At 65.0% G+C, this 23317-nt stretch carries 28 protein-coding genes; 8 read left to right on the plus strand and 20 right to left on the minus strand.

All coding sequences use genetic code 11. The annotated features are described in order from the left end of the window. On the plus strand, window positions 1-260 hold a 260-nt coding region (locus tag F595_RS0111600), incomplete at its 5' end, for an integrase core domain-containing protein (RefSeq protein WP_022954820.1). 67 nt (window positions 261-327) lie between these two features. On the opposite strand, the gene crcB is transcribed toward F595_RS0111600, so the two are convergent. Genes crcB through F595_RS0111615 form a run of 3 tightly spaced genes read right to left on the minus strand, consistent with a single transcriptional unit; the run spans window position 328 to window position 2645 of the window. Continuing rightward, window positions 328-714, minus strand: coding sequence for a fluoride efflux transporter CrcB (gene crcB / locus F595_RS0111605; protein ID WP_022957044.1), 387 nt, complete (start codon window positions 712-714; stop codon window positions 328-330). Beyond that, complete coding sequence (gene mpl, locus F595_RS0111610) at window positions 711-2108, minus strand: UDP-N-acetylmuramate:L-alanyl-gamma-D-glutamyl-meso-diaminopimelate ligase (protein ID WP_022957045.1); 1398 nt, start codon at window positions 2106-2108, stop codon at window positions 711-713. The genes crcB and mpl overlap by 4 nt, the downstream gene beginning before the upstream one ends. Window positions 2109-2111: 3 nt before the next feature. Next, on the minus strand, window positions 2112-2645 hold the full coding sequence (locus F595_RS0111615; RefSeq protein WP_156873882.1) for a hypothetical protein: 534 nt from the start codon (window positions 2643-2645) through the stop codon (window positions 2112-2114). Window positions 2646-2738: 93 nt separating this feature from the next. Here F595_RS0111615 and F595_RS14920 point away from each other — a divergent pair, with 93 nt between their 5' ends. The 6 genes from F595_RS14920 (at window position 2739) to F595_RS0111655 (ending at window position 7392) form a co-directional block, all read left to right on the plus strand. Next, a complete protein-coding gene (locus F595_RS14920) occupies window positions 2739-2861 on the plus strand; it encodes a hypothetical protein (protein WP_022957047.1) in 123 nt (40 codons plus the stop codon). A 44-nt stretch (window positions 2862-2905) separates the two neighbouring features. Then, on the plus strand, window positions 2906-3424 hold the full coding sequence (purE, locus tag F595_RS0111625; protein WP_022957048.1) for a 5-(carboxyamino)imidazole ribonucleotide mutase: 519 nt from the start codon (window positions 2906-2908) through the stop codon (window positions 3422-3424). An 8-nt stretch (window positions 3425-3432) separates the two neighbouring features. After that, window positions 3433-4551 carry a 5-(carboxyamino)imidazole ribonucleotide synthase gene (locus F595_RS0111630; RefSeq protein WP_407635955.1) on the plus strand — a complete coding sequence of 373 codons (1119 nt, stop codon included), beginning with the start codon at window positions 3433-3435 and terminating at the stop codon, window positions 4549-4551. 138 nt (window positions 4552-4689) lie between these two features. Continuing rightward, window positions 4690-5379: a pirin family protein gene (locus tag F595_RS14005; RefSeq protein ID WP_022957050.1), complete on the plus strand. Its 690-nt coding sequence runs from the start codon at window positions 4690-4692 to the stop codon at window positions 5377-5379. 10 nt (window positions 5380-5389) lie between these two features. After that, on the plus strand, window positions 5390-5980 hold the full coding sequence (locus tag F595_RS0111650; RefSeq protein ID WP_022957051.1) for a malonic semialdehyde reductase: 591 nt from the start codon (window positions 5390-5392) through the stop codon (window positions 5978-5980). A gap of 80 nt (window positions 5981-6060) precedes the next feature. Continuing rightward, complete coding sequence (locus F595_RS0111655; RefSeq protein WP_022957052.1) at window positions 6061-7392, plus strand: ABC1 kinase family protein; 1332 nt, start codon at window positions 6061-6063, stop codon at window positions 7390-7392. Window positions 7393-7449: 57 nt separating this feature from the next. Here the strand turns inward: F595_RS0111655 and gspD are convergent, their stop codons facing one another. The 5 genes from gspD to F595_RS0111680 form a co-directional block, all read right to left on the minus strand. Beyond that, entirely contained in the window at window positions 7450-10026 is a 2577-nt protein-coding gene (gene gspD / locus F595_RS14010; RefSeq protein WP_084683075.1) for a type II secretion system secretin GspD, read from the minus strand. A gap of 5 nt (window positions 10027-10031) precedes the next feature. Then, entirely contained in the window at window positions 10032-10841 is an 810-nt protein-coding gene (locus F595_RS0111665) for a type II secretion system protein N (RefSeq protein ID WP_022957054.1), read from the minus strand. Further along, entirely contained in the window at window positions 10838-11560 is a 723-nt protein-coding gene (locus F595_RS0111670; RefSeq protein ID WP_156873883.1) for a hypothetical protein, read from the minus strand. The genes F595_RS0111665 and F595_RS0111670 overlap by 4 nt, the downstream gene beginning before the upstream one ends. A 156-nt stretch (window positions 11561-11716) precedes the next feature. After that, the gene (ssb, locus tag F595_RS0111675; RefSeq protein WP_026913555.1) at window positions 11717-12235 is read right to left on the minus strand and encodes a single-stranded DNA-binding protein; all 519 of its coding nucleotides are present in this window, start codon (window positions 12233-12235) and stop codon (window positions 11717-11719) included. A gap of 68 nt (window positions 12236-12303) precedes the next feature. After that, the gene (locus F595_RS0111680; RefSeq protein WP_040568695.1) at window positions 12304-13665 is read right to left on the minus strand and encodes an MFS transporter; all 1362 of its coding nucleotides are present in this window, start codon (window positions 13663-13665) and stop codon (window positions 12304-12306) included. Window positions 13666-13813: 148 nt separating this feature from the next. On the opposite strand from F595_RS0111680, the gene uvrA reads away from it, so the two are divergent. Further along, window positions 13814-16645 carry an excinuclease ABC subunit UvrA gene (uvrA, locus tag F595_RS0111685; RefSeq protein WP_026913557.1) on the plus strand — a complete coding sequence of 944 codons (2832 nt, stop codon included), beginning with the start codon at window positions 13814-13816 and terminating at the stop codon, window positions 16643-16645. 137 nt (window positions 16646-16782) lie between these two features. Here uvrA and rplQ read toward each other — a convergent pair whose 3' ends face one another. The 12 genes from rplQ to rplF all read right to left on the minus strand — a co-directional run bounded on the left by rplQ (window position 16783) and on the right by rplF (window position 23309). Continuing rightward, window positions 16783-17169: a 50S ribosomal protein L17 gene (gene rplQ / locus F595_RS0111690; RefSeq protein ID WP_022957059.1), complete on the minus strand. Its 387-nt coding sequence runs from the start codon at window positions 17167-17169 to the stop codon at window positions 16783-16785. Between the two features lie 31 nt (window positions 17170-17200). Then, on the minus strand, window positions 17201-18205 hold the full coding sequence (locus F595_RS0111695; protein ID WP_022957060.1) for a DNA-directed RNA polymerase subunit alpha: 1005 nt from the start codon (window positions 18203-18205) through the stop codon (window positions 17201-17203). 23 nt (window positions 18206-18228) lie between these two features. Beyond that, window positions 18229-18852 (minus strand): 30S ribosomal protein S4, encoded by a 624-nt coding sequence (gene rpsD, locus F595_RS0111700; protein ID WP_022957061.1) that lies wholly within the window; start codon window positions 18850-18852, stop codon window positions 18229-18231. Between the two features lie 15 nt (window positions 18853-18867). Further along, on the minus strand, window positions 18868-19257 hold the full coding sequence (rpsK, locus tag F595_RS0111705; RefSeq protein ID WP_022957062.1) for a 30S ribosomal protein S11: 390 nt from the start codon (window positions 19255-19257) through the stop codon (window positions 18868-18870). A gap of 34 nt (window positions 19258-19291) precedes the next feature. Continuing rightward, a complete protein-coding gene (gene rpsM / locus F595_RS0111710) occupies window positions 19292-19648 on the minus strand; it encodes a 30S ribosomal protein S13 (RefSeq protein WP_022957063.1) in 357 nt (118 codons plus the stop codon). A gap of 104 nt (window positions 19649-19752) precedes the next feature. Beyond that, window positions 19753-19869 carry a 50S ribosomal protein L36 gene (gene rpmJ / locus F595_RS14555; RefSeq protein WP_084683078.1) on the minus strand — a complete coding sequence of 39 codons (117 nt, stop codon included), beginning with the start codon at window positions 19867-19869 and terminating at the stop codon, window positions 19753-19755. Between the two features lie 38 nt (window positions 19870-19907). Further along, window positions 19908-21239 (minus strand): preprotein translocase subunit SecY, encoded by a 1332-nt coding sequence (gene secY, locus F595_RS0111715; protein WP_040568696.1) that lies wholly within the window; start codon window positions 21237-21239, stop codon window positions 19908-19910. Window positions 21240-21281: 42 nt separating this feature from the next. Beyond that, on the minus strand, window positions 21282-21716 hold the full coding sequence (gene rplO / locus F595_RS0111720; RefSeq protein WP_022957065.1) for a 50S ribosomal protein L15: 435 nt from the start codon (window positions 21714-21716) through the stop codon (window positions 21282-21284). A gap of 2 nt (window positions 21717-21718) precedes the next feature. Further along, a complete protein-coding gene (gene rpmD, locus F595_RS0111725; RefSeq protein ID WP_022957066.1) occupies window positions 21719-21895 on the minus strand; it encodes a 50S ribosomal protein L30 in 177 nt (58 codons plus the stop codon). Between the two features lie 4 nt (window positions 21896-21899). Continuing rightward, window positions 21900-22397: a 30S ribosomal protein S5 gene (rpsE, locus tag F595_RS0111730; RefSeq protein WP_022957067.1), complete on the minus strand. Its 498-nt coding sequence runs from the start codon at window positions 22395-22397 to the stop codon at window positions 21900-21902. Window positions 22398-22407: 10 nt separating this feature from the next. Further along, window positions 22408-22758: a 50S ribosomal protein L18 gene (gene rplR, locus F595_RS0111735; RefSeq protein WP_022957068.1), complete on the minus strand. Its 351-nt coding sequence runs from the start codon at window positions 22756-22758 to the stop codon at window positions 22408-22410. A 17-nt stretch (window positions 22759-22775) separates the two neighbouring features. Further along, window positions 22776-23309: a 50S ribosomal protein L6 gene (gene rplF / locus F595_RS0111740; RefSeq protein ID WP_026913559.1), complete on the minus strand. Its 534-nt coding sequence runs from the start codon at window positions 23307-23309 to the stop codon at window positions 22776-22778. Window positions 23310-23317 lie beyond the last annotated feature (8 nt).

Raw genomic sequence — 23317 nt, forward strand, 5'->3', positions numbered from 1 at the left:
AGTACTGCTCACGGGTATATCAGCAGCTGCATGAGCGTCATGGCATACGCTGTTCGATGACAGACGGCTATGACTGTTACCAAAATGCCCTGGCGGAGCGGGTCAACGGCATCTTGAAGTGCGAGCTGCTGTTGCAGCGTCCACATGACCTGCTGGAGGCAAGGAAAATGGTCATGGAGTCGGTGACCATCTACAACCAGGAGCGTCCGCATCTGGCGCTGAAATACAAAACGCCCGATGCAATGCACCGGGCGTTTTGAGAGAAACAGGTGTCAACCTATTTCAGGACTGGACATGGACGACGCAGCGGGGACGATCGCCCGATGATCAGGTCTGGCGCAGCAGCTGCACGCTGGCCACGCCTGCCAGGGTCAGCAGCAGCGAACCGAACACATGCAGGCTGACATGCACGACAGTCTCGCCCCAGAGCTGGCGCTGCAGCAGGCTGACCGCCTCAAGCGAAAAACTGGAAAACGTGGTCAGGCCGCCAAGCAGGCCGGTGACCCAGAACAGGCGCACGGTGTCGGACCAGCCCGGCTGCAGCAGGCCCCAGCCCATGAACATACCAATGACGTAGGCACCCAGCCAGTTCGCCGCCAGCGTACCCAGCGGCAGCAGCGGCCACAGATGGTTCAGACCCAGGCCCAGCAGCCAGCGCAGCAGCGCCCCCAGGGCAGCCCCGGAGGCGACCGCCAGCGCGCCGGCCAGATTCACGCGACCGCCTCGCCATGACGCGCACGCAGGGCCGCCAGCAGCTTCTGGTGGATGCCGCCGAAGCCGCCGTTGCTCATGACCACGATGGCATCACCCGGCTCCGCCTCGGCCACCAGACGCGCGATCACCGCCGCGATCTCCGAGGCCACCTGTGCCGGCACCGGGCTGGCCGCGATCACCGGCTGCAGGTCCCAGTCCAGGCCCGCCGGCTGATACCAGATGACCTGGTCGGCAGCCGCCGCGGACTCCGCCAGACCATCCTTGTGCGTGCCCATGCGCATGGTGTTGGAGCGCGGCTCGATCACCGCCCAGATGCGCCGTGAGCCGACCTTCTCGCGCAACCCTTCGAGGGTGGTTCGGATGGCGGTCGGATGGTGCGCGAAGTCGTCATAGACCGCGATGTCACGGACACTGCCGAGCAGCTCCATGCGCCGCTTCACGCCCGGGAAGGCCGACAGCGCGGCAGCCGCCGTCGCCACCGGCACGCCGACATGGTGTGCCGCCGCGATGGTGGCCATGCCGTTTCGCACGCTGTGCATGCCGGTCAGCGACCAGTGCACGGTGGCGGCCTCGCCATCACGATGACGCACCGTGAAGGCGCTGCCATCGCTGGACAGCACCTCGGCCGTCCAGGTGGCCGGCTCGCTGCCGCCCGGCGCCGAGGCCAGCGCCAGGCGCTCGACCGGGGTCCAGCAGCCCTTGGCGATCACCGCATCCAGTGCCGGTTCGTCGGCCGGCATGAGAATGCGCCCCTGACCGGGAATGGTGCGCACCAGATGATGGAACTGGCGCTGGATGGCGGCCAGGTCCTCGAAGATGTCGGCGTGGTCGAACTCCAGGTTGTTGAGGATGGCCGTGCGCGGGGCGTAGTGCACGAACTTGGAGCGCTTGTCGAAGAAGGCCGAGTCGTACTCGTCGGCCTCGACCACGAAATAGCGGCCGTCGCCGAGACGGGCGCTGGCCTCGAACCCCTGCGGCACGCCACCGATCAGGAAGCCCGGCGCCAGTCCGGCCTGGTCCAGCACCCAGGCCAGCATGGTGGTGGTGGTGGTCTTGCCGTGGGTACCTGCTACCGCCAGCACATGGCGTCCCTGCAGCACATGCTGCGCCAGCCAGCCCGGCCCCGAGGTGTAGGCAATGCCCTGGTCGAGCACGTACTCGACGGCAGGATTGCCACGGCTCATGGCATTGCCGATCACCACCAGATCCGGGTGCGGCTGCAGATGTGCCGGATCATAGCCCTCCTGCAGGCGTATGCCCTGGGCTTCGAGCTGGGTGCTCATGGGCGGATAGACCCCCGCGTCACTGCCGCTGACCTCATGCCCCAGGGCCTTGGCCAGCACCGCCAGCGAGCCCATGAAGGTGCCGCAGATACCGAGGATGTGAATGTGCATGGGTCAGTTTCCTTGCGGCGGAGGCGGCAACAGGTCAGGGAAGAGCATGGCGGCCAGGGCCATGACGGCAAACAGGGGCGCCAGCGCCAGGAAGAAGCCCTTGAAACGTGACACGTCCAGTGCCTGCTGATAGACAAAGGCGCGCGCCGACAGGCTCCACAGGGTCATGACGATCTGCAGCACCACGGCCACGCCGGTGAAGGCACCGCCCTGCGCCTGCAGGAGTACCAGCGGCGACGCGATCAGGGTGATCAGGGTGTCGATCAGCACCATGCCGGCATAGGCCTGCACCCAGCGGTTGTGCCAGCCGCGCCGCTGCAGCAGCAGCCACAGCCAGCCGGCTTCGGCCGCCAGCGCCATGGCCGACAGCTGCAGCACCGGCTTGTCGAAGCCGCTGCCGGCCAGTTGCTGCAAGGCCACGCCGAGCAGCAGGTTGAGGATGACCAGGGGCAGGATCAGGCGCGGCGCATAAGGCAGGGCCTCAGGTCCGGCACGGAAGCAGATCAGCTGCCACCCCATCGACAAGATCGCTTTCATCGCGCACTCTGGGATTCATGAATGACGCGGCGATTCTCGCAAAGCCGGGGCGCCTCGTCACTCGATGACTGCAGCTGTTTTTCCGGGGATGACATGTCACGCGAACCCTTGCCCACCGATTTCCGGCCATTCTGGCGCTTTCTGCTCGGCATCTTTCTGCTCACGGTCGCCATCGGCCTGGTCTCGCTGGCCACCGGGCTTGCCCTGTCCCGCTGAATGCTGGAAAATGCGCGGTTTTCAACCGCACCGGCACCTCTGACATGACCGTTTCCTCCTCTGCTGCACAGCCTGTCGTGGGCATCATCATGGGCTCCCAGTCCGACTGGGCGACCATGAGCCATGCCGCCAACACGCTGCGTGACCTGGGCGTGCCCTTCGAGGCGGAAGTGGTGTCGGCGCACCGCACCCCGGACAAGCTCTTCGCCTATGCCGAAGCCGCCCAGGGTCGCGGCATCCAGGTCATCATCGCCGGCGCCGGCGGTGCCGCCCACCTGCCCGGCATGTGCGCCGCCAAGACCGCCCTGCCGGTGCTCGGCGTGCCGGTGCAGTCGCAGGCCCTGAACGGCCTCGACTCGCTGCTCTCCATCGTGCAGATGCCCGGTGGCGTTCCGGTCGCCACGCTGGCCATCGGCAAGGCCGGCGCCATCAATGCCGCCCTGCTGGCCACCCAGATCCTGGCGCTCAACAACCCGGCACTGCGTACGGCCATCGAGGCCTTCCGCGAGCGCCAGACCGAGACCGTGCTGGCCAACCCGGTTCCGGGCGAACAGGGAGCCTGACCATGAGCCTGCGCATCGGTGTCCTGGGTGGCGGCCAGCTGGGTCGCATGATGGCCCTGGCCGGCTACCCGCTGAACCTCTCGTTCGCGTTCTATGACAAGGCTGCGGACTGCCCGTCGGCGGCGCTCGGCCCGCGCTTCGGCGATGACGACTACAGCGATGAAAGCCTGCAGGCCTTCATCGATTCGGCCGATGTCTTCACCTACGAGTTCGAGAACATCCCGACGCGCTGGGTCGAGGCCATTGCCGCCCGCAAGCCGGTGTTCCCGGGCGTGAAGTCGCTCGCCGTGTCGCAGAACCGTCTCAACGAGAAGCGCCTGTTCGCCGACCTCAACATTCCCTCCGCTCGCTACGCCGAGATCCGCGAGGAAGCCGACCTGCGTGCCGCCGCCGAGGGCCTTGGCCTGCCGCTGGTGGTCAAGACCGTGACCGAAGGCTATGACGGCAAGGGCCAGTTCCTGCTCCGCGATGCCGAGCAGATTCCGGCCTGCTGGGCCGAACTGGGCGGCCGCGTGCCGCTGATCGCCGAGGAATTCGTGCAGTTCAAGCGCGAGCTGTCGATCATTGCCGTGCGCGGCCAGGATGGCGCCACGCTGTTCTACCCGCTGGCCGAGAACCACCATCACCGCGGCATTCTCAGCCATTCCGTGGTGCCGGCGCCGCATCTGGACGAGAACACCCAGCTCACCGCGGAACGCTACATCTCGTCCATCCTGCACGAGCTTGGCCATGTCGGCGTGCTCACGCTGGAGCTGTTCGAGACCCGCCACGGCCTGCTCGCCAACGAGACCGCCCCGCGCGTGCACAACTCCGGCCACTGGAGCATCGAAGGCGCGCACTGCTCGCAGTTCGAGAACCACGTGCGCGCCGTGGCCGGCCTGCCCCTGGGCTCGACGCGCGCGGAAAAGCCCAGCGCCATGCTCAACATCATCGGCCGTCATCCGGTCAGCGCCGACGTGCTGCGCATCACCGACGCGCACCTGCACCTGTACGGCAAGAGCGAGCGCGAAGGTCGCAAGCTCGGCCACATCACCGTGACTGCTGACTCCTATGCCGAGCTGGGCATGCGCGTCAGCCGCCTGGCCGATGCGCTGCCCAACCCGATGGCCCTGACCCTGTCGCGCTGAGCCGCACAGGCCGGGGCTGCAGTCCCGGCCTGGCCATATGACAGATGCGTCAAAAGCAACAATCCGTTCGCTATACTGGTATTTATCTGAAAACACCTCGGATCTAGGCTCTGCTCATCACCTGAGAGGAGACCCGTCATGATCCGCATCCATCGCGCCGCCGAGCGTGGCCACGTCGACCACGGCTGGCTGCAGGCACGCCATTCCTTTTCCTTCGCATCCTGGTACGACCCGCGCCACATGGGCGTGTCGGCACTGCGCGTGATCAACCAGGACCGCATCGCGGGAAAGCGCGGCTTCGGCCAGCATCCCCATGACAACATGGAAATCCTGACCTATGTGCTGAAGGGCCGTCTGCAGCACATGGACAGCATGGGCAACCACGCCGTCATCCATGCCGGCGAGCTGCAGCTGATGAGCGCCGGCACCGGTGTCGTGCACAGCGAGATCAACCCCGGTGACGAGCCGGTGGAACTGCTGCAGATCTGGCTGCTGCCGAACCAGCAGAACCCGGCTCCGCGCTATGCGCAGAAGCAGTTCCCGCGCCTGCCCGGCCTGCATTGCCTGGTGGCGCCGGATGGCAGCAGCGAGGATACTCTGCCCATCCGCCAGGACGCGCGCATCTACCGTGGCATCCTGGGTGCCGGGGAAAGCGTGCAGCATCCCGGTTGCGAGGACCGCGTGATCTGGCTGCAGATGATCACCGGCAGCGTGCAGGTGGGCGACGAAACCCTCGAGGCCGGTGACGGCGCCGAGATTCGCCAGTCTCATGCCCTGATGCTGACCGCCACGCAGGATGCCGAGTTCCTGATGTTCGACCTGCCCTGAGGAGAGTTGCATGCCGTCACCCCTGAACGATGCCGCGCTGAACCAGCTGTTCCGCGACGCTCGCACCACCAAGTACTGGCTTGATCAGCCGGTCAGCGACGACATCCTGCACCAGCTCGCCGAGCTGGTGCTGCAGGGACCGACGGCAGCCAATTCGCTGCCGGCACGCCTGCTCTTCGTGCGCAGCGCCGAAGGCAAGGCGCGTCTTCGCCCCTGTCTGGCGCCAGGCAATGTCGAGCAGACCATGGCGGCACCGGTCACCGTCATCGTGGCATACGACCTGGACTTCCCCGACACCCTGCCCGCCCAGTTTCCGTATGTCGATGCCCGCAGCTGGTATGTCGGCAACGACGCACTGATTCGCGAGACCGCCTTTCGCAACGGCAGCCTGCAAGGCGCCTATGTCATCCTCGCGGCACGCGCCCTGGGCCTGGATGCCGGCCCGATGTCCGGCTTCGATGCCGCCGCGCTGGATGCCGAGTTCTTCCCCGGCGAACGCGTGCACAGCAACTTCCTGATCAACCTCGGCCATGGCGACCGCAGCCGCCTGCATGCCCGCGTTCCGCGCCCGGCCGTGGCGGCCGTGACCCGCTGGCTCTGACACAGCGCGTCGGCAGCGCTGCCTGTGCGCTTGACGCCGCCAGGTGATGGCCTAGGATGGCTTCATGACAGGGAGACGCCATGACTGACACGCCGCCAGAATCCAGCGCCCCGTCGCGTCGTGCCGGCAGTCGCTTCCTGCGCCTCGCCGGCATGACCGCACGCATCAGCAGCGACGTCGCGCGTGACCGCTGGCAGCGGCTCTGGCACCGGGACGAGGATCGCACGGCATCGGATGCCGCACTCTACAGCCGCATCGGTCGTGACATCGCGCAGACGCTGGGTGAGATGAAAGGGGCCGTGATGAAGGTCGGCCAGGTCGTTTCGCAGTACCGCGACGTGCTGCCGGCCGAGCTGGTGGATGCCCTCACCCCGCTGCAGAAGGACTCGCCGCCGCGCCCTTTCGCCGAATTGCTGCCTCGCCTGCAACAGGCACTGGGCAAGGACTGGCGCGACCACTTCAGTGACATTGACGAGACCGCGCTGGCATCGGCATCGATTGCCCAGGTGCATCGTGCTCGCACCCGCGACGGCAGCGCCGTGGTGCTGAAGATCCAGTATCCGGGCGTGGAAGAGGCCATAGACAGCGATCTGAAGCAGCTGCGCCTGGCCCTGAAGATTGCCCGCGTGCTGCCGGTTTCCGGGCATCTGCTGGACGCCCTGTTCGACGAGATTCGCGCCAGTCTCGAACGCGAGCTGGACTACGGCCTGGAGGCGATGGCCATCGAGCGCTTCCGCCAGTTTCATGCCGACCAGCCACAGGTCGTGATTCCCGCCGTCATTGCCCCGCTGAGCAGCCGCCATGTGCTGACCCTGAGCCACGAGCCCGGCGACCCGCTCAGTTCGCTCGACGCGCGCTACGACCAGGACCGCCGCGACGCGCTCGGTCGCCTGCTGTTCGACACCCTCGCCCGCCAGCTCTACCAGCTGCATTGCCTGCACTGCGACCCGCATCCCGGAAATTTCGCGGCGCGCCCCGACGGCAGTCTGGTCGTGTACGACTTTGGCTGCATCAAGGAACTGCCGGACACGCTGGTGCAGGACTATGCCGCCCTGACCCGCGCTGCGCTGGCCGGCGACCCGGCCGCCGTGGAAACCGGACTGATACGGCTGGGCGCGCGCAACACGCAGCATGCCCCGAGCCTGCCCGGCGACTTCTATCAGCCCTGGCTGCAGCTCGCCGGCGATGTGCTCGCCGACAGTCCGGTGGATTTTGCCACCATGCCGCTGGCCGAGCAGGTGCTGCGCCTCAGCCGCAAGGCACTGCCGCAGTGGCGCGCCTTCCAGCCGGTACCCGATCTGGTGCTGGTGAACCGTGCGCTGGGCGGGCACTACTGGAATCTGCGCCTGCTCGGTGCGCGCATTGCCATGCGCCCGTTGCTGTTGCCCCTGGCAACGGCCCCGCAGTCATGAAAAAGGGCGTCATCGACGCCCTTCTCGCTCACCGCCTGCCGGCAATCCCCGCCGATCTCAGCGCGGCGGATTCTCCGGCACATAGTAGACATTCCCACTGCTGGTGGTGATCTTGCGCATGCCGGGACGATCGCTGCCGGACGATGTCGTCGTCGAGGCAGACGCCGATGCCTGGCCGGAGGCCGGGGCCGGGGCCGGGGCCGCTGCAGCCGGCTGTGTCACCGGTGCCGTGTTGCGCTGCACAGGCTGCGCCGGCGGGAAGTAGTACGGCGATGGCGCTTCGGGTGCGGTCGGGCTGAACGGACGCGCAGCCGGGTCGGCCGCGACCGTGGACGGCACGTAGGCCGGCGTGCCGGCACTGCTGCGCGCGCTGCTGGTACGGGTCGGTGCCGGCACGCTGCGTGACTCGCTGCGCACCGGCTCGCTGACCGGCAGCGACTCCGCCACGATGGGCTCGACCGGCTGCACGGCATAGGTCACCGGAACATCCTCGGCCAGGCTGGCGCTCGCAGGCTGGGCAGCGGGTGCCGGACGTGCTGCCGGCTGCTCGCGCACCACCAAGGTTGTCGCACTGGTCGAGGAGGCCTGCGGCGCACGCGTCGAAGGCTGCAGATCGGCACGTCCGTCACGTTGCACGCCACCTTGGTAGATGTCGTTGATGCGCTCGGGCAGACGGGTGAAGCGACCTTCGGCATCAACACCCAGATCAATGCGACGCACCGACTCGTACTGGCGTGCGGTCAGGGCAGTGGCCTGGGCGGCATCACGCAGGATGGTCGGCTGCAGGAACACCAGCAGATTGCGCTTGATGCGCGTGTCGCTGGTGGCGCGGAACAGCACGCCGAGACCGGGGATGTCGCCCAGCAGCGGCACCTTGCTCACCGACTTCTTGACGTCGTCCTGCACCAGACCGCCAAGCACGATGGTCTGGCCGTCATCGGCAAGAATCGTGGTCTTGATCGAGCGCTTGTTGGTGATCAGGTCGGAGGAGCGGATGCTGTCCGCCGAGGGCACCACCGAAGACACTTCCTGCTCGACATCGAGTCGCACCGTGCCGCCTTCGCTCAGCGACGGGGTCACCTTCAGCGTGATGCCGACGTCCTGACGCTCGATGGTGGTGAACGGATTGCTCAGGCCGGAGCCCTGGGTGCCGGTGGTGCCGGTGATGAAGGGCACATTCTGGCCCACCACGATCTTGGCCTCCTGGTTGTCCAGGGTCATGATGCTGGGCGTCGACAGCAGGTTGGCATCCGCCACCGACTCCAGGGCCTGGATCAGCGCACCGTAGAAGGTGCGATCGCCGTTGCGATCCTTCTTCGAGCTGCCGATGGCGATGGCGGCGCCCTGGCCGATGCCGGCCTGCGACGGGTCGCCGGTCACGGCGGCGGTGGCCAGATTGACCAGGCTGGCGCCGGCATTGTTGAAGTTGATGATGCCGACCCCGTTGGCGGGGTCACCCGAGGCCCACTGCACGCCAAGCTGGGCGGCATTGTCGCCGGAGACCTCGACGATGGCGGCCTGGATCAGGACCTGCGAGCGACGCGTGTCGAGCTCGGCGAGCACCGCCTCGACCTGGCGGATCTGCGCCGGACGGGCACGCACGATGAGGGCATTCTGGCTTTCATCGGCGATCAGGCTGGCGTTGCCGACGGTGATGGTGGTGGTGCCGGGATCGCGGGTGTTACTGCTGCCGGCAGAGCCGTCGGCATTGCTGGAGACATTGACGCTGCTGCTGCCGGCCGCGGTGTTGGTGGAGACCTTGTCATCGCCGCTGACCAGCACGCCCTTGAGAACCTCGGCCACCTGACGGGCATTGGCATACTTGAGGCGGAATACCTTGACGTTGTCAGCGCTGGCTTCCGGCGCCTCGTCGAGGCTGCGGATGACGGCACGGACGCGGTCGCGCAGGGCGCGATCGCCGCGCACCAGCAGCCGGTTGGAACGCTCGTCGACGACGATGCGCACGCGTCCGGAGCCACGAGCCTCCTTGGCGCCGGCGGCCGGCGCACCGGCCTCCATGGTTTCGAGCACGCCGAGCAGATCGGCAGCGCGGCCATTGCGCACCGGAATGATCTCGATGGCGTCATCCGGATCACCATTGTCGAGCTCGCGGATGATGGCTTCCAGCGCCTGGGCATTGCCGGCACGGTCGGAAATGATCAGGGCATTGGCCCCCGGCACGGCGGCCATGTGCGCGAACTGCGGCATCATCGGGCGCAATGCCGCCATCAGCTCGTTGGCATTGGCCTGGCGCAGCACGATGACCCGGGTCACCAGCTGCTCGCCACGACCGCCGGAGTCAACGCGCACGCCCGCCTGGCGGGCATTGGTGTCAGGCAGGATCTTCACCACCGGGCCGTTGCTGACGGTGGCAAAGCCGTTGATGCTGAGCACGCTCTGGAACAGCTCGTAGAGCTCGTCCGCCGACATGGCACGGCTGGACACCACGGTGACGGTGCCCTTGACGCGCGGATCGACGACAAAGTTGCGGCCGGTGATCTCCGCCATCTCGTTGACCAGCGCGGAGATGTCGGCATCCTTGAGGTTGAGCTTCCAGGTCTTCTCGGCCCAGGCCGGCGTGGTCGCCAGCAACATCATGGCGAGCGCCAGCGGCTTCACGGTTGAGTTCTTCATCGGCTTTATAATCGCTGTTCCAAAGTGATTGTCTGCGTGCCGCGCTGAACCTCCACGCGTGCACTGCCTGCGGACTGCAGCTGACCCAGGGTCTGCTGATCCGCTTCAAGATCCTTGCCCACGGACTGGCCGTTGATGCTGACGATGCGATCGCCCGGTTGCAGTCCGTAACGCTTCAGCATGTCCTTCTGTGCCGTGATGCTCACGACATAGCCTTGCGAGGTGCGGCGCAGACCCATCTGGCGCAGGGCCGCCATCGGCGAGCTGGCAAAGTTGCTGACCGCCTTGTCGAGCGCGTTGACCGTGTCAGCCGCCCTGCCCGGCTGGCCAGGCGGTGGCGACACCGGCTTGTCGGCGGGCTTGTCAAAGCGCAGGATCTCCTCGCGCCCATTGCGATCAAGCACCACCTGGGTGGCCTCGACACGCGCCAGACTGGCACCGCCGGGCAGCTGGTCACCCGGCTTGAAGGTCTTCACCAGACCATTGCCGCGTTCGGCGATCATGGCCCGTGAGGACGCCGGATCGCTGCTTTCCATGACCCCGTCAAGACGCAGCTGCAAGGTGGTGTCGGCGACCGTGGCCTGCTGCGGTCCGCTGTTTTCACCGAACAGGCTGGCGACCTGGGCCGGGCTGCTGCTGGCTGCCGCAACCGGCGCCTGGACTACCGGCACGGGCAGCGGCTGTGCCGGACCGGACAGCAGCAGCCATACCAGGCGGCCCAGCTGCCAGGCCAGAACCACCGCCAGCAGCAGCAAGGCCGCCAGCGCCAGCGGCTTGTCGCCATGCGCGTCCCAGAGTGCACGCAAACGGGTCATCTCAAGGGCTCCGAGACAGTCAGCACCACCAGGTCAGGGTTGTTGCGGCCGGCATAGCCGGGCTTGAGCTGCAGCAGGCGTTCGCGCAGCTGCCACTGGATGCGGTTGTCAGCGGTCAGGGTAACGGTCGCGAGCGCGCCGTTGCCGGCACGCTGGCTCAGCTCGCCGACGAGATTGCCGTCGACCACACGCCAGCGCCAGAGTGCCGGTGGCAGCACCAGCGCCTGAACCTGTCCCTGCATGTCCAGGCGGAAAGGGCCGCCCGTCGTGCGCAGCTCCCCCTCGCCGCGCCGCCAGGCGCCGCCATGACGCCGGGAGAAGACCAGCGCATCACCCTGCCAGCCGGGCAGCACGGCACCCGGGCCCAGCCATTCGGCCGGTCCGGCAGGAATGCTCACGCCGGACAGCGCCAGACGCCAGGACAGCGGCCCGCGCTGGTAGGCGGCATCCGCCTGCAGAGGGCCCTGCACGCGTGCCTCGACACCCAGTCCGAGCAGAAGCAGGCGTGCCGGCTGCCAGTCCCAGGCCACATGCCAGCCCTGCTGACGCAGTTGCAGGATGGCCTCGCCGGTCGCCAGCGAGCCGGAGACGGCCTGCACCGGCAGCGACGGCTGCAGCCAGCGCAGCACACGCTCGCCGGGGGCATGCACGAGCAGCGACAGCATGCCGACCAGCACCACGGGCAGAATGAAGAGAACGGTGCGCAGACGCCTGGACAACAGTGGAACCCCACAGTCAGTGACCGGCAAATGCGCCGGAAAAACGATCTGGTCGATCATAACCCGAAGCAGGCATTCTGCTCAGGGGCTTTACATGAAAACGACAAAGGCCGATCTCTCGCGAGTCGGCCTGCCTGGCGATCACCGCTGCCGCGGTCAGAACGGAATGTCGTCGTCAAAGTCCTGCATGGCTGCCGGTGCGGCCGGACGTGCCGGCGCCTGCTGGCGCGGCGCTGACGCACGCGGCGCGGCGGCCGGCGCATCGAAATCGGCATAGGCCGGCATGGACTGGCTGTCGTCACCGCCGTCGAAGCCTGCACCAGCACCGCCACCGCCGGACTTGCCATCCAGCATCTGCAGGTTGCTGCCCTTGATTTCGGTGCTGTAACGGTCCTGCCCGGTCTGCTTGTCCTGCCACTTGCGAGTGTGCAGCGAGCCTTCGAGGAAGACCTTGCTGCCCTTGCGCAGGTATTCGCCGGCGATCTCGGCAAGGCGACCGTAGAACACCACGCGGTGCCATTCGGTCTGCTCCTGCATGGCGCCGGTGTTCTTGTCCTTCCAGGACTCGCTGGTAGCGACGGTGATGTTGGCAACCGCACCGCCCGAGGGCAGGTAGCGCACTTCGGGGTCACGCCCCAGATTGCCGATCAGGATGACTTTGTTGACGCCGCGCATAGCTTTCTCCGCATGCTTGTTCTTGGATGTTCTGCATTCAATGTAGACCAGGCGGGTGGCTGCCGCCACTAGGCCTGGACAATTCTCACCGGCCACGCATTGACCGGCCCGGGCTGCCACAGACGACGGTCGATCTTGACATGAATCACCGCCTCGTCGGGCAGCACGACAACCTCATGCACCCCGGGCAGCTCGCGCAGGATCTGCAGCTGCTCCGCCGACAGCGGCCCTTCCAGCGGGGTGATGGCAAGCCCGTGCAGGCTCAGCGGCGGCGCCATGCGCCAGGCTACCGCCAGCCAGCCCAGTGCCAGCACGGCGAGCACGCCATAGACCGCCGGCATCGCCAGCCACTGCGGCAGCACGCCGCCAAGCACGCCGCCGAGAAAGGCGCCGAGGAACTGGCTGGTGCTGTAGATGCCCATGGCCGTGCCCTTGCCGCCTGCCGGACTGACCTTGCTCACCAGCGACGGCAGCAACGCTTCCAGCAGATTGAAGGCGAGAAAGAACAGGGCCACTGCCAGCACAAGGCCGGTCAGCCCCTGGTACAGGCAGGCAAGCACCGCCATGGCAACGGCCAGCAGGGCGATGGCCGACCAGAACACCTCACGCAGATGGCCACGCTTTTCAGCCAGGATGACCAGCGGAATCAGACCCACGAAAGCGGCCAGCATCACCGGCAGATACAGCCAGCCATGCTGGCTGGCCGGCAGCCCCGCCGCCACCAGCTGCGGCGGAATGATCACGAAGCAGGCCGTCATCACCAGGTGCAGCACGAAGATGCCGACATCCAGGCGCAGCAGCTCGGGGTGGCGGAGCATGGTCAGCAGCTGCTGGCCATAGTGAACCGGCAGCTGCTGACGCGGGCGCTCGACATGCGGCACCTTGAGCAGGCAGAGCGCAATGCCGGCCAGGCCCATGGCCGAGGTCGCCAGAAAGACGCCGGACAGCCCCACCCAGGACGCCAGCCAGGGCCCGAGAATGAAGGCAACGGCAAAGGACAGGCCGATGCTCATGCCCACCGTGGCCATGGCACGCGTGCGATGCTGCTCGCGCACCAGGTCGGACAGCAGCGCCATCACCACGGCCGAGATCGCGCCCGCCCCCTGCAGGAAGCGCCCGAGAATGACGCCCCAGATCGAGGTGCTGAGCGCCGCCACCAGGCCGCCGAGCACGAACAGCGCCAGCCCGATGACAATGAGCCGGCGACGATCGAAGCGATCCGCCCAGAGCCCGAAGGGAATCTGCAGCAGCAGCTGGGCCAGCCCATAGGCGCCCACGGCCAGACCGACCAGTGCCGGCGTGGCACCCGGCAGACCGGCGCCGAACACCGACAGCACCGGCAGCAGCATGAACAGGCCGACCATGCGCAAGGAGAACAGTCCCGCCAGCGTGCTGACCGCAGCACGTTCGGCAGGAGAGTACGCAGACATCAGGACACCCCGTGCAGACATCGTTTCAGAAAAGTTGCCAAGTCTATCAGGAGCGCTGCCGGATGCGGTGGAACAAGCGCGTCTGTCCGCTGCGGACGCCGCCGGCTTATGCGTATACTGGTCGTTTGTCATTGTGCTGCGAGCGGGCATGAACAGCATCACCGTGCGTGGGGCGCGAACCCACAACCTGAAGAACATCGACATCGAGATTCCGCGCGACAAGTTTGTCGTGATCACCGGCCTGTCCGGATCGGGCAAGTCCTCGCTGGCCTTCGACACGCTTTATGCCGAAGGTCAGCGACGCTATGTCGAATCCCTGTCGGCCTATGCGCGGCAGTTCCTGGCCCTGATGGAAAAGCCCGATGTCGATCACATCGAAGGCCTCTCGCCGGCCATTTCCATCGAGCAGAAATCCACCTCGCACAACCCGCGCTCGACCGTCGGCACCATCACCGAGATCCACGACTACCTGCGCCTGCTGTTCGCGCGCGTGGGCACGCCGCGCTGCCCGGATCATGGTGTCGCCCTGGAGGCGCAGACCGTCAGCCAGATGGTGGATCAGGTCCTGGCCATGCCCGAGGGCAGCGCGCTCATGCTGCTGGCGCCGGTGGTGCGCGAACGCAAGGGCGAGCACCAGCACGTGTTCGAGAAGCTGCGTGCCGACGGCTTCGTGCGCGCCCGCATCAATGGCCTGGTCACCGATCTTGATGACACCCCGGCCCTGGACAAGCAGAAGAAGCACAGCATCGAGGTGGTCATCGACCGCTTCAAGGTACGTCCCGACCTCGGTCTGCGTCTGGCCGAATCCTTCGAAACCGCCTTGCGTGTCGCGGACGGCCTGGCCTGGGTGATTCCGCTCGATGGCGCCAGCGAGCCTGTCGTGTTCTCGGCGCGCTACAGCTGTCCGCATTGCGGCTATGCCCTGACCGAGCTGGAGCCGCGCCTGTTCTCCTTCAACAATCCGGCCGGCGCCTGCCCCACCTGCGACGGCCTCGGCGTCAAGCAGTTCTTCGACGCCAAGCGCCTGATCAGCCGCCCCGAACTGTCGCTGTCCGAGGGCGCCATCCGTGGCTGGGACCGACGCAACTTCTATTACTACGCCATGCTCGAAGCACTGGCGACGCACTACGGCTTTGACCTCGACACGCCTTGGGAAGGTCTGACGCCGCGCGTGCAGCAGGCCCTGCTGCACGGCTCCGGCAAGGAGGAGATCGCCTTCACCTACATCGGTGACCGCGGCAAGCAGGTGATGCGTCAGCATGCCTTCGAGGGGGTGCTCACCAACCTGGAGCGTCGCTACCGGGAAACCGAGTCCAGCAGCGTGCGCGAGGAGCTGGCGCAGTACCTGAACACCGCGCCCTGCCCGGATTGCGAAGGCTCCCGTCTGCGTCGCGAGTCGCGCCATGTCACCATCGGTGACACCACCCTGCCGGCGATTGCCCGCCTGCCCATCGCGCGCGCCAACGCCTACTTCGCCGATCTGCACCTGACAGGCGCCAAGGGGGCCATTGCCGAGAAGATCCTCAAGGAGATCCGCGAGCGCCTGCAGTTCCTAGTCAACGTCGGTCTCGACTACCTCAGCCTCGATCGCTCCGCGGACACCCTGTCCGGCGGCGAGGCGCAGCGCATACGCCTGGCATCGCAGATCGGTGCCGGTCTGGTCGGCGTCATGTACGTGCTCGACGAGCCCTCGATCGGCCTGCATCAGCGCGACAACGAACGTCTGCTGCAGACCCTGATCCACCTGCGCGACCTCGGCAACACCGTGCTGGTGGTCGAGCATGACGAGGATGCCATTCGCGCCGCAGACCATGTCATCGACATCGGACCCGGCGCCGGCGTGCATGGCGGCCAGGTGATTGCCTCCGGCCAGGTCGCTGACATCATCGCGGCACCGCAGTCCCTGACCGGCGACTACCTGTCCGGGCGTCGCCACATCGGCGTGCCCGCAACCCGCCATCGCGCGCGCGACGGCCAGGTGCTGAGACTGGCAGGCGCGCGTGGCAACAACCTGCGCAACGTCACCGCCGAAATCCCGCTGGGCGTGATGACCTGCGTCACCGGCGTCTCCGGCTCCGGCAAGTCGACCCTGATCAACGGCACGCTCTACCCCGTGGCCGCCATGGCGCTGAATGGTGCCGCCGAACGCAACCCGGCCGAGCACGATGCCATCGACGGCATGGAGCATCTGGACAAGGTCGTCGACATTGATCAAAGCCCGATCGGGCGCACGCCGCGCTCCAATCCTGCCACCTACACCGGCATCTTCACGCCGGTGCGCGAGCTGTTTGCCGGCACCCAGGAAGCGCGATCTCGCGGCTACGGTCCCGGGCGCTTCTCCTTCAACGTCAAGGGTGGCCGCTGCGAGGCCTGCCAGGGCGATGGCGTGATCAAGGTCGAGATGCACTTCCTGCCGGACGTCTACGTGCCCTGCGACATCTGCAAGGGCAAGCGCTACAACCGCGAAACCCTGGACATCCGCTACAAGGGGCGCAACATCACCGAAGTGCTGGAGATGACCGTGGAAGCGGCACGCGAGTTCTTCGACGCGATTCCGGCGCTGGCGCGCAAGCTGCAGACCCTGATCGACGTCGGCCTGTCCTACATCACCCTGGGCCAGGCGGCGACCACGCTCTCAGGCGGCGAGGCCCAGCGCGTCAAGCTGGCACGCGAGCTGTCCAAGCGCGACACCGGCCGCACCCTCTACATCCTCGACGAACCCACCACCGGCCTGCACTTCCATGACATCCAGCAGCTGCTGACCGTGCTGCACCGCCTGCGTGATGCCGGAAACACCATCGTGATCATCGAGCACAACCTGGATGTCATCAAGACAGCCGACTGGCTGATCGACATGGGGCCGGAGGGTGGTGATGGCGGCGGGATGATCATTGCCTGCGGAACACCCGAGGCGGTGGCAGCAAATCCGGCATCGCATACCGGACACTTCCTCGCGCCGCTGCTGAAGCAGCGACACTGACGCCGCACCCTCGCCCTGCCGGATCAGCGGGGCGAGGCCGCAGCGCGCGGACGCCAGAAAGCAGAAAACCGGCCACAAGGCCGGTTTTCCGTTACTGAGGCAGCCGACACGAACGCTGGCGGCTTCAGCTGAAGCGCTTACTCGGCGTCGACGGCCGGACCGGCGATCTGACGATCAACCAGTTCGACGTAAGCCATCGGCGCGTTGTCGCCCGGACGATTGCCGGCCTTCAGGATGCGCAGATAGCCACCGTTGCGCTCCTTGTAGCGCGGGCCCAGGACCGTGAACAGCTTGCCCACGATTTCCTTGGAACGCGTACGCGAGAACGCGAGACGACGGTTGGCAACGCTGTCGATCTTGGCGAGCGTGATCAGCGGCTCTGCCACGCGACGAAGTTCCTTCGCCTTGGGCACAGTCGTGCGAATCAGCTCATGCTCGAACAGCGAGATGGCCATGTTCTGGAACATGGCTTTGCGATGGCTGCTGTTGCGGCCCAGTTTTACACCACTCAGACGATGACGCATGGCAGTTTTCCTACACTAATACAGTTGCCGATCAACGACCGCGAAAATTCAGGCGGTCGTCGTTGCGGAGGCTGGCCGGTGGCCAGTTGTCCAGGCGCATGCCCAGGGAAAGACCCTTGGAGGCCAGGACATCCTTGATTTCAGTCAGCGACTTCTTGCCCAGGTTCGGCGTCTTCAGCAGTTCCACTTCGGTGCGCTGGACCAGGTCACCGATGTAGTAGATGTTTTCTGCCTTCAGACAGTTGGCCGAACGGACCGTCAGTTCGAGATCATCCACCGGACGCAGCAGGATGGGATCGACATCACTGCCTTGCTGCGGAATCACGGACGGGCTGTCGGTCTCGAGATCGACGAACACCGAGATCTGCTGCTGCAGAACCGTGGCAGCGCGACGGATCGCTTCTTCTGCCTCGATGGTGCCGTTGGTTTCGAGATCGATGACCAGCTTGTCGAGGTCGGTGCGCTGTTCGACACGCGCATTTTCCACGACATAGGCGACACGACGGATCGGGCTGAACGAGGCATCCAGCAGCAGACGGCCGATGGGACGGGTGTCCTCGTCGTCGTAGCGGCTGTCAGCCGGCTCGTAGCCGCGACCACGGGCGACACGCAGCTTCATTTTCAGATGCGCGTTGTTGCCAAGCGTGGCGATCACGTGATCCGGATTGACCACTTCCACATTGTGCGGCAGCGACAGATGGGCGGCAGTGACCACGGCAGGGCCAGTGACATCCAGCGCCAGCACGGCTTCCTGCTGCTCGAACAGCTTCAGGGCCAGGCCCTTCAGATTGAGCAGGATCTCGATGACGTCTTCCTGCACGCCTTCGATGGCACTGTATTCGTGCTCAACGCCGTCGATTTCGACATCGACAACGGCTGCACCCGGCATCGAGGACAACAGGATGCGGCGCAGCGCGTTGCCGAGGGTGTGACCGAAACCGCGTTCCAGCGGCTCCAGCACGACCTTGGCACGCGTGGCACTGACGGCCTGCACAGCAATGCTGCGCGGCGTCAGAAACTCATTGACCTGTGACATGGATGACACCCTCAATCAAGCGATTACTTGGAATAGAGTTCAACGATCAGGTTTTCGTTGATTTCCGAGGACAGATCAGAACGCTCCGGACGAGCCTTGAAAGTCCCTTCCAGCTTGCTGGTATCAACCGACAGCCAGGCCGGCACGCCACGCTGACCAGCCAGTTCCAGCGCGTTCTTCACGCGCAGCTGGTTGCGAGCCTTTTCATGCACGGAGATCACGTCGCCCGGGGCCACCTGGATCGAGGCGACGTTGACACGAACGCCGTTGACCAGAATGGCACGGTGGCTGACCAGCTGACGTGCTTCGGAGCGCGTAGCACCGAAACCCATGCGGTAGACCACGTTGTCGAGACGCGATTCGAGCAGTTGCAGCAGGTTCTCGCCGGTCGCGCCCTTGAGACGGGCAGCTTCCTTGTAGTAGTTGCTGAACTGACGCTCGAGCACGCCGTAAATGCGGCGCACCTTCATCTTTTCACGGTGCTGCGTGCCGTAGTCAGACTGGCGACCCTTGCGGGAGGCGCCATGCTGGCCGGGCGGGGTGTCAGCCTTGCACTTGGTATCCAGGGCGCGGACGCCGCTCTTCAATTGAAGATCGGTGCCTTCGCGACGGGAGAGCTTGCACTTGGGACCAATATAACGAGCCATTTTCCCAGTCTCCTCTTACACGCGACGCTTTTTCGACGGACGGCATCCGTTGTGCGGAATCGGGGTCACGTCAGAAATGCTGTTGATTTTATAACCCACGGAGTTCAAGGCACGCACGGCAGACTCGCGGCCCGGGCCCGGCCCCTTCACCAGCACGTCCAGGTTCTTCAGGCCGTATTCCTGAGCTGCCTTGCCGGCAACTTCAGCGGCAACCTGTGCTGCGAAAGGGGTGGACTTGCGGGAACCGCGGAAGCCCTGACCACCGGAGGTGGCCCAGGCCAGTGCATTACCTTGGCGATCGGTAATCGTCACAATGGTGTTATTAAAAGAAGCATGAATGTGCGCGATGCCGTCGGAGACCTGTCTGGTCACCTTCTTGCGAGCGCGCGAGTTGTCCTTTGCCATCTTTTAGCTTCCGAGTTCGGCAGAATGAATGAAATTATTTCTTGACGGCTTTGCGCGGGCCCTTGCGGGTACGAGCATTCGTCTTGGTGCGCTGACCACGGACCGGCAGGCCGCGACGGTGGCGCATGCCACGGTAGCAACCAAGGTCCATCAGACGCTTGATGTTCATGGACACTTCACGACGGAGGTCACCCTCAGTCGTCACCGTGGCCACTTGAGCACGGACCTGATCCAGCTGGGCATCCGACAGTTCCTTGATCTTCGTTTCCGGCGCAATGCCAACGGCGGAGAGAATCTTCGCCGAGGTGGTGCGGCCGATACCGAAGATGTAGGTCAGGGAAATGACCGCATGCTTGTTATCAGGAATGTTGACGCCGGCAATACGAGCCATTGACCTTTACTCCACTTTCTTCGTGTCAGACCGGTTATTCGGCAAGGCGCGAAAGGCGCAAGAGTCTATCGACTCATCACGCCGAATGCAACCGGGTACTGAGATTAACCCTGGCGCTGCTTGTGGCGCGGTTCCGCGCTGCAAATGACACGCAGGCTTCCATTGCGGCGCACAATCTTGCAGCTGCCACAAATCTTTTTCACAGAGGCTTGAACTTTCATGGTTCACACTCCAACAAAAACTATCGAATGAAACGGCATCAACGAATGGCGCCGGCCGGGCCGATGCCCTTCAGGTTGGCCTTCTTCATCAGCGAGTCGTACTGATGCGACATCAGATGCGACTGGACCTGGGTCATGAAGTCCATCACCACCACCACCACGATCAGCAGCGACGTACCACCCAGATAGAACGGCACGTTGAAGGTGACCTGCAGGATCATGGGGAGCAGACACACTGCCGTGATGTACAGCGAGCCGATCAAGGTCAGACGCCCCATGACCGTGTCGATGTAGCGACTGGTCTGCTCACCGGGACGGATGCCGGGAATGTAGGCGCCAGACTTCTTCAGGTTGTCCGCCACGTCACGCGGGTTGAACACCAGCGCCGTGTAGAAGTAGCAGAAGAAGATGATCAGCAGCGCGAACAGCAGCAGATACAGCGGCTGGGCCGGAGCCAGCAGCAGCGAGATATCCTGCAGAACACGCTGCACGGCATTCGGATTCGGCGACTGCGCAAACCACTGACCCAGACTGGCCGGGAACAGCAGCAGCGAGCTGGCGAAGATCGCGGGAATCACGCCGGCCATGTTCAGCTTCAGCGGCAGATGGCTCTGCTGCGCGGCAAACACCTTGCGGCCCTGCTGACGCTGGGCGTACTGCACGGTGATGCGACGCTGCGCACGCTCCATGAACACCACGGCACCCACCACGACGATGGCAAGCACGGCAATGACCAGCAGCGCGATGACGCTGATCTCGCCCTGACGCGCCGACTCCATGGCCATGCCGATGGCACTTGGCATGCCCGCCACGATGCCGGCGAAGATCAGCATGGAAATGCCGTTGCCGACACCACGCTCGGTGATCTGCTCGCCCAGCCACATCATGAACACGGCACCAGCCACCAGACTCACCACGGCAGGCACGTAGAAGGCAACGCCATCACTCAGGGTGATGCCCTGGGAGATGAGACCTGCCGACATGCCGATGGCCTGGACAAAGGCCAGGATCACGGTGCCGTAACGGGTGTACTGGTTGATCTGGCGACGGCCTGCCTCGCCCTCCTTCTTCAGCGCTTCCAGCGACGGAATCACGGTCGCGGCCAGCTGCATGATGATGGAGGCCGAAATGTACGGCATGATGCCCAGCGCCAGGATCGACATGCGCTCCAGAGCGCCACCCGAGAACATGTTGAACAGACTCAGGATGGTGTCCTTGTTCTGGTCAAACATCTCGGCGAGGCGCTGCGGATTGATGCCCGGAACCGGAATGTGCGCACCGAGGCGGAACACCAGCAGGGCAAACAGCAGGAAGCCGATGCGACGCCAAAGCTCGGACATGCCTTTGCGCATGCCGGGAGCTTGCAACATGTCACGTGCTTGCTGGGTGCTGCGGGCATTCGCCATGGGAGCTTATTCCTCTACCTTGCCACCAGCGGCTTCGATGGCAGCGCGAGCACCCTTGGTGACCTTGACGCCGGTCACGGTGAGCGCACGGTCAACACCACCGGACAGCACCACGCGAGCGCGGGTCATGTCCTTGCGAACGATGTTGGCGGCCTTCAGGGTTTCCAGCGACACGACATCACCTTCCACCGACGCGATTTCGGACAGACGAACTTCAGCGGTCACCTGCTGCTTGAGCGACGTGAAGCCGAACTTCGGCAGACGACGGTACAGGGGCATCTGGCCGCCTTCGAAGCCCGGGCGAACCTTGCCCTTGCCGCGAGAGGTCTGGCCCTTGACGCCGACGCCACCGGTCTTGCCGAGGCCGGAACCGATGCCGCGACCACGGCGCTTGGGAGCGTGGGTCGAGCCTTCGGCCGGCTGCAGATCATTCAGTAACATGATTACTTCTCCACCTTCACAAGGTAGTGAACCTTGTTGATCATGCCGCGGTTGGACGGGGTATCAACAACTTCCACCGTGTGACCGATGCGGCGCAGACCCAGACCCTGCAAGCACAGCTTGTGGTTCTTGAGCTTGTGTGCGCTGGAGCGCACTTGCGTAACCTTGATGGTGCTCATCGCATTACCCCAGGATTTCTTCGACGGTCAGGCCGCGCTTGGCAGCAACCTGTTCCGGCGTGGTCATCTTGGCCAGACCCTTGAACGTGGCATGCACCACGTTGTTGGCATTGGTCGAGCCGTAGCACTTGGCCAGCACGTTCTGGACACCAGCGACTTCGAGAACGGCGCGCATGGCACCGCCGGCGATGACGCCAGTACCTTCCGAGGCCGGCTGCATGTAGACGCGGGTGGCGCCATGCTGGCCGTTGATCGGGTGCTGCAGGGTGGAGCCGTTGAGCTCGACCTGGATCATGTTGCGACGGGCAGCTTCCAGAGCCTTCTGGATGGCAGCCGGCACTTCACGTGCCTTGCCGCGACCGAAACCGACGCGGCCGTTGCCGTCGCCAACCACGGTGAGTGCGGTGAAGGCAAAGATCTTGCCGCCCTTGACCGTCTTGGAAACGCGGTTGACTTCAACCAGCTTCTCGACGAAACCTTCGTTCTGTTCAAGCTTAGCCATGATTCAACCCTTAGAATTCCAAACCGGCTTCACGCGCGGCATCCGCCAGCGCCTTGATGCGACCGTGATACTTGAAGCCGGAACGGTCGAAGGCAACCTTCGACAGACCAGCGGCCTTGGCGCGCTCGGCGATCAGGGCACCCACCTTCTTGGCGGCATCGACGTTGCCGGTCGAACCGTCACGCAGCGAGGCATCCAGGGTCGACGCCTGGGCCAGCACCTGCGAGCCATCGGCGGAGATGATCTGGGCGTACATGTGGCGCGGGGTACGGTTCACACACAGGCGAATGGCGCCTTGTGCACGAATCTTCAGGCGCGTGGCGCGCGAACGACGCACACGAGCAACTTTCTTTTCGTTCATAGCGAGTCTCTACCCCGTTACTTCTTCTTGGCTTCCTTACGCAGGATGGTTTCATCCGCGTAACGAACACCCTTGCCCTTGTACGGCTCTGGCGGACGGTAGCCACGCACGTTGGCGGCCACCTGACCAAGCAGCTGCTTGTTCACCGACTTGAGAATGATTTCGGTCGGCGTCGGCGTTTCGGCCGTGACACCTTCCGGCAGCTCGTGGTCGATCGGGTGCGAGAAGCCGAGCGCGAGGTTGAGCACCTTGCCCTTGGCAGCAGCCTTGTAACCGACACCAACCAGTTGCAGCTTGCGCTCGAAGCCGGCAGAGACACCGATGACGAGATTGTTCATGACGGCACGGGCGGTACCGGTCTGCATCCAGGCAGCCTGCGAATCTTCACGCGGGCTGAGCTTGAGCTGATTGCCGTCCTGAGCCAGCGACACGAGATCATGCAGACGCGTGGTCAGCACACCCTTGGCGCCCTTGACCTGGATATCCTGGCCATTGATGGTCACTTCCACCCCAGCAGGGACGGTGACCGGCGATTTAGCAACACGAGACATGTTCAGGT

Origin of the sequence: Perlucidibaca piscinae DSM 21586 (assembly GCF_000420045.1) — a bacterium.
In the GTDB taxonomy this organism is placed as follows: Bacteria; Pseudomonadota; Gammaproteobacteria; order Pseudomonadales; family Moraxellaceae; genus Perlucidibaca; species Perlucidibaca piscinae.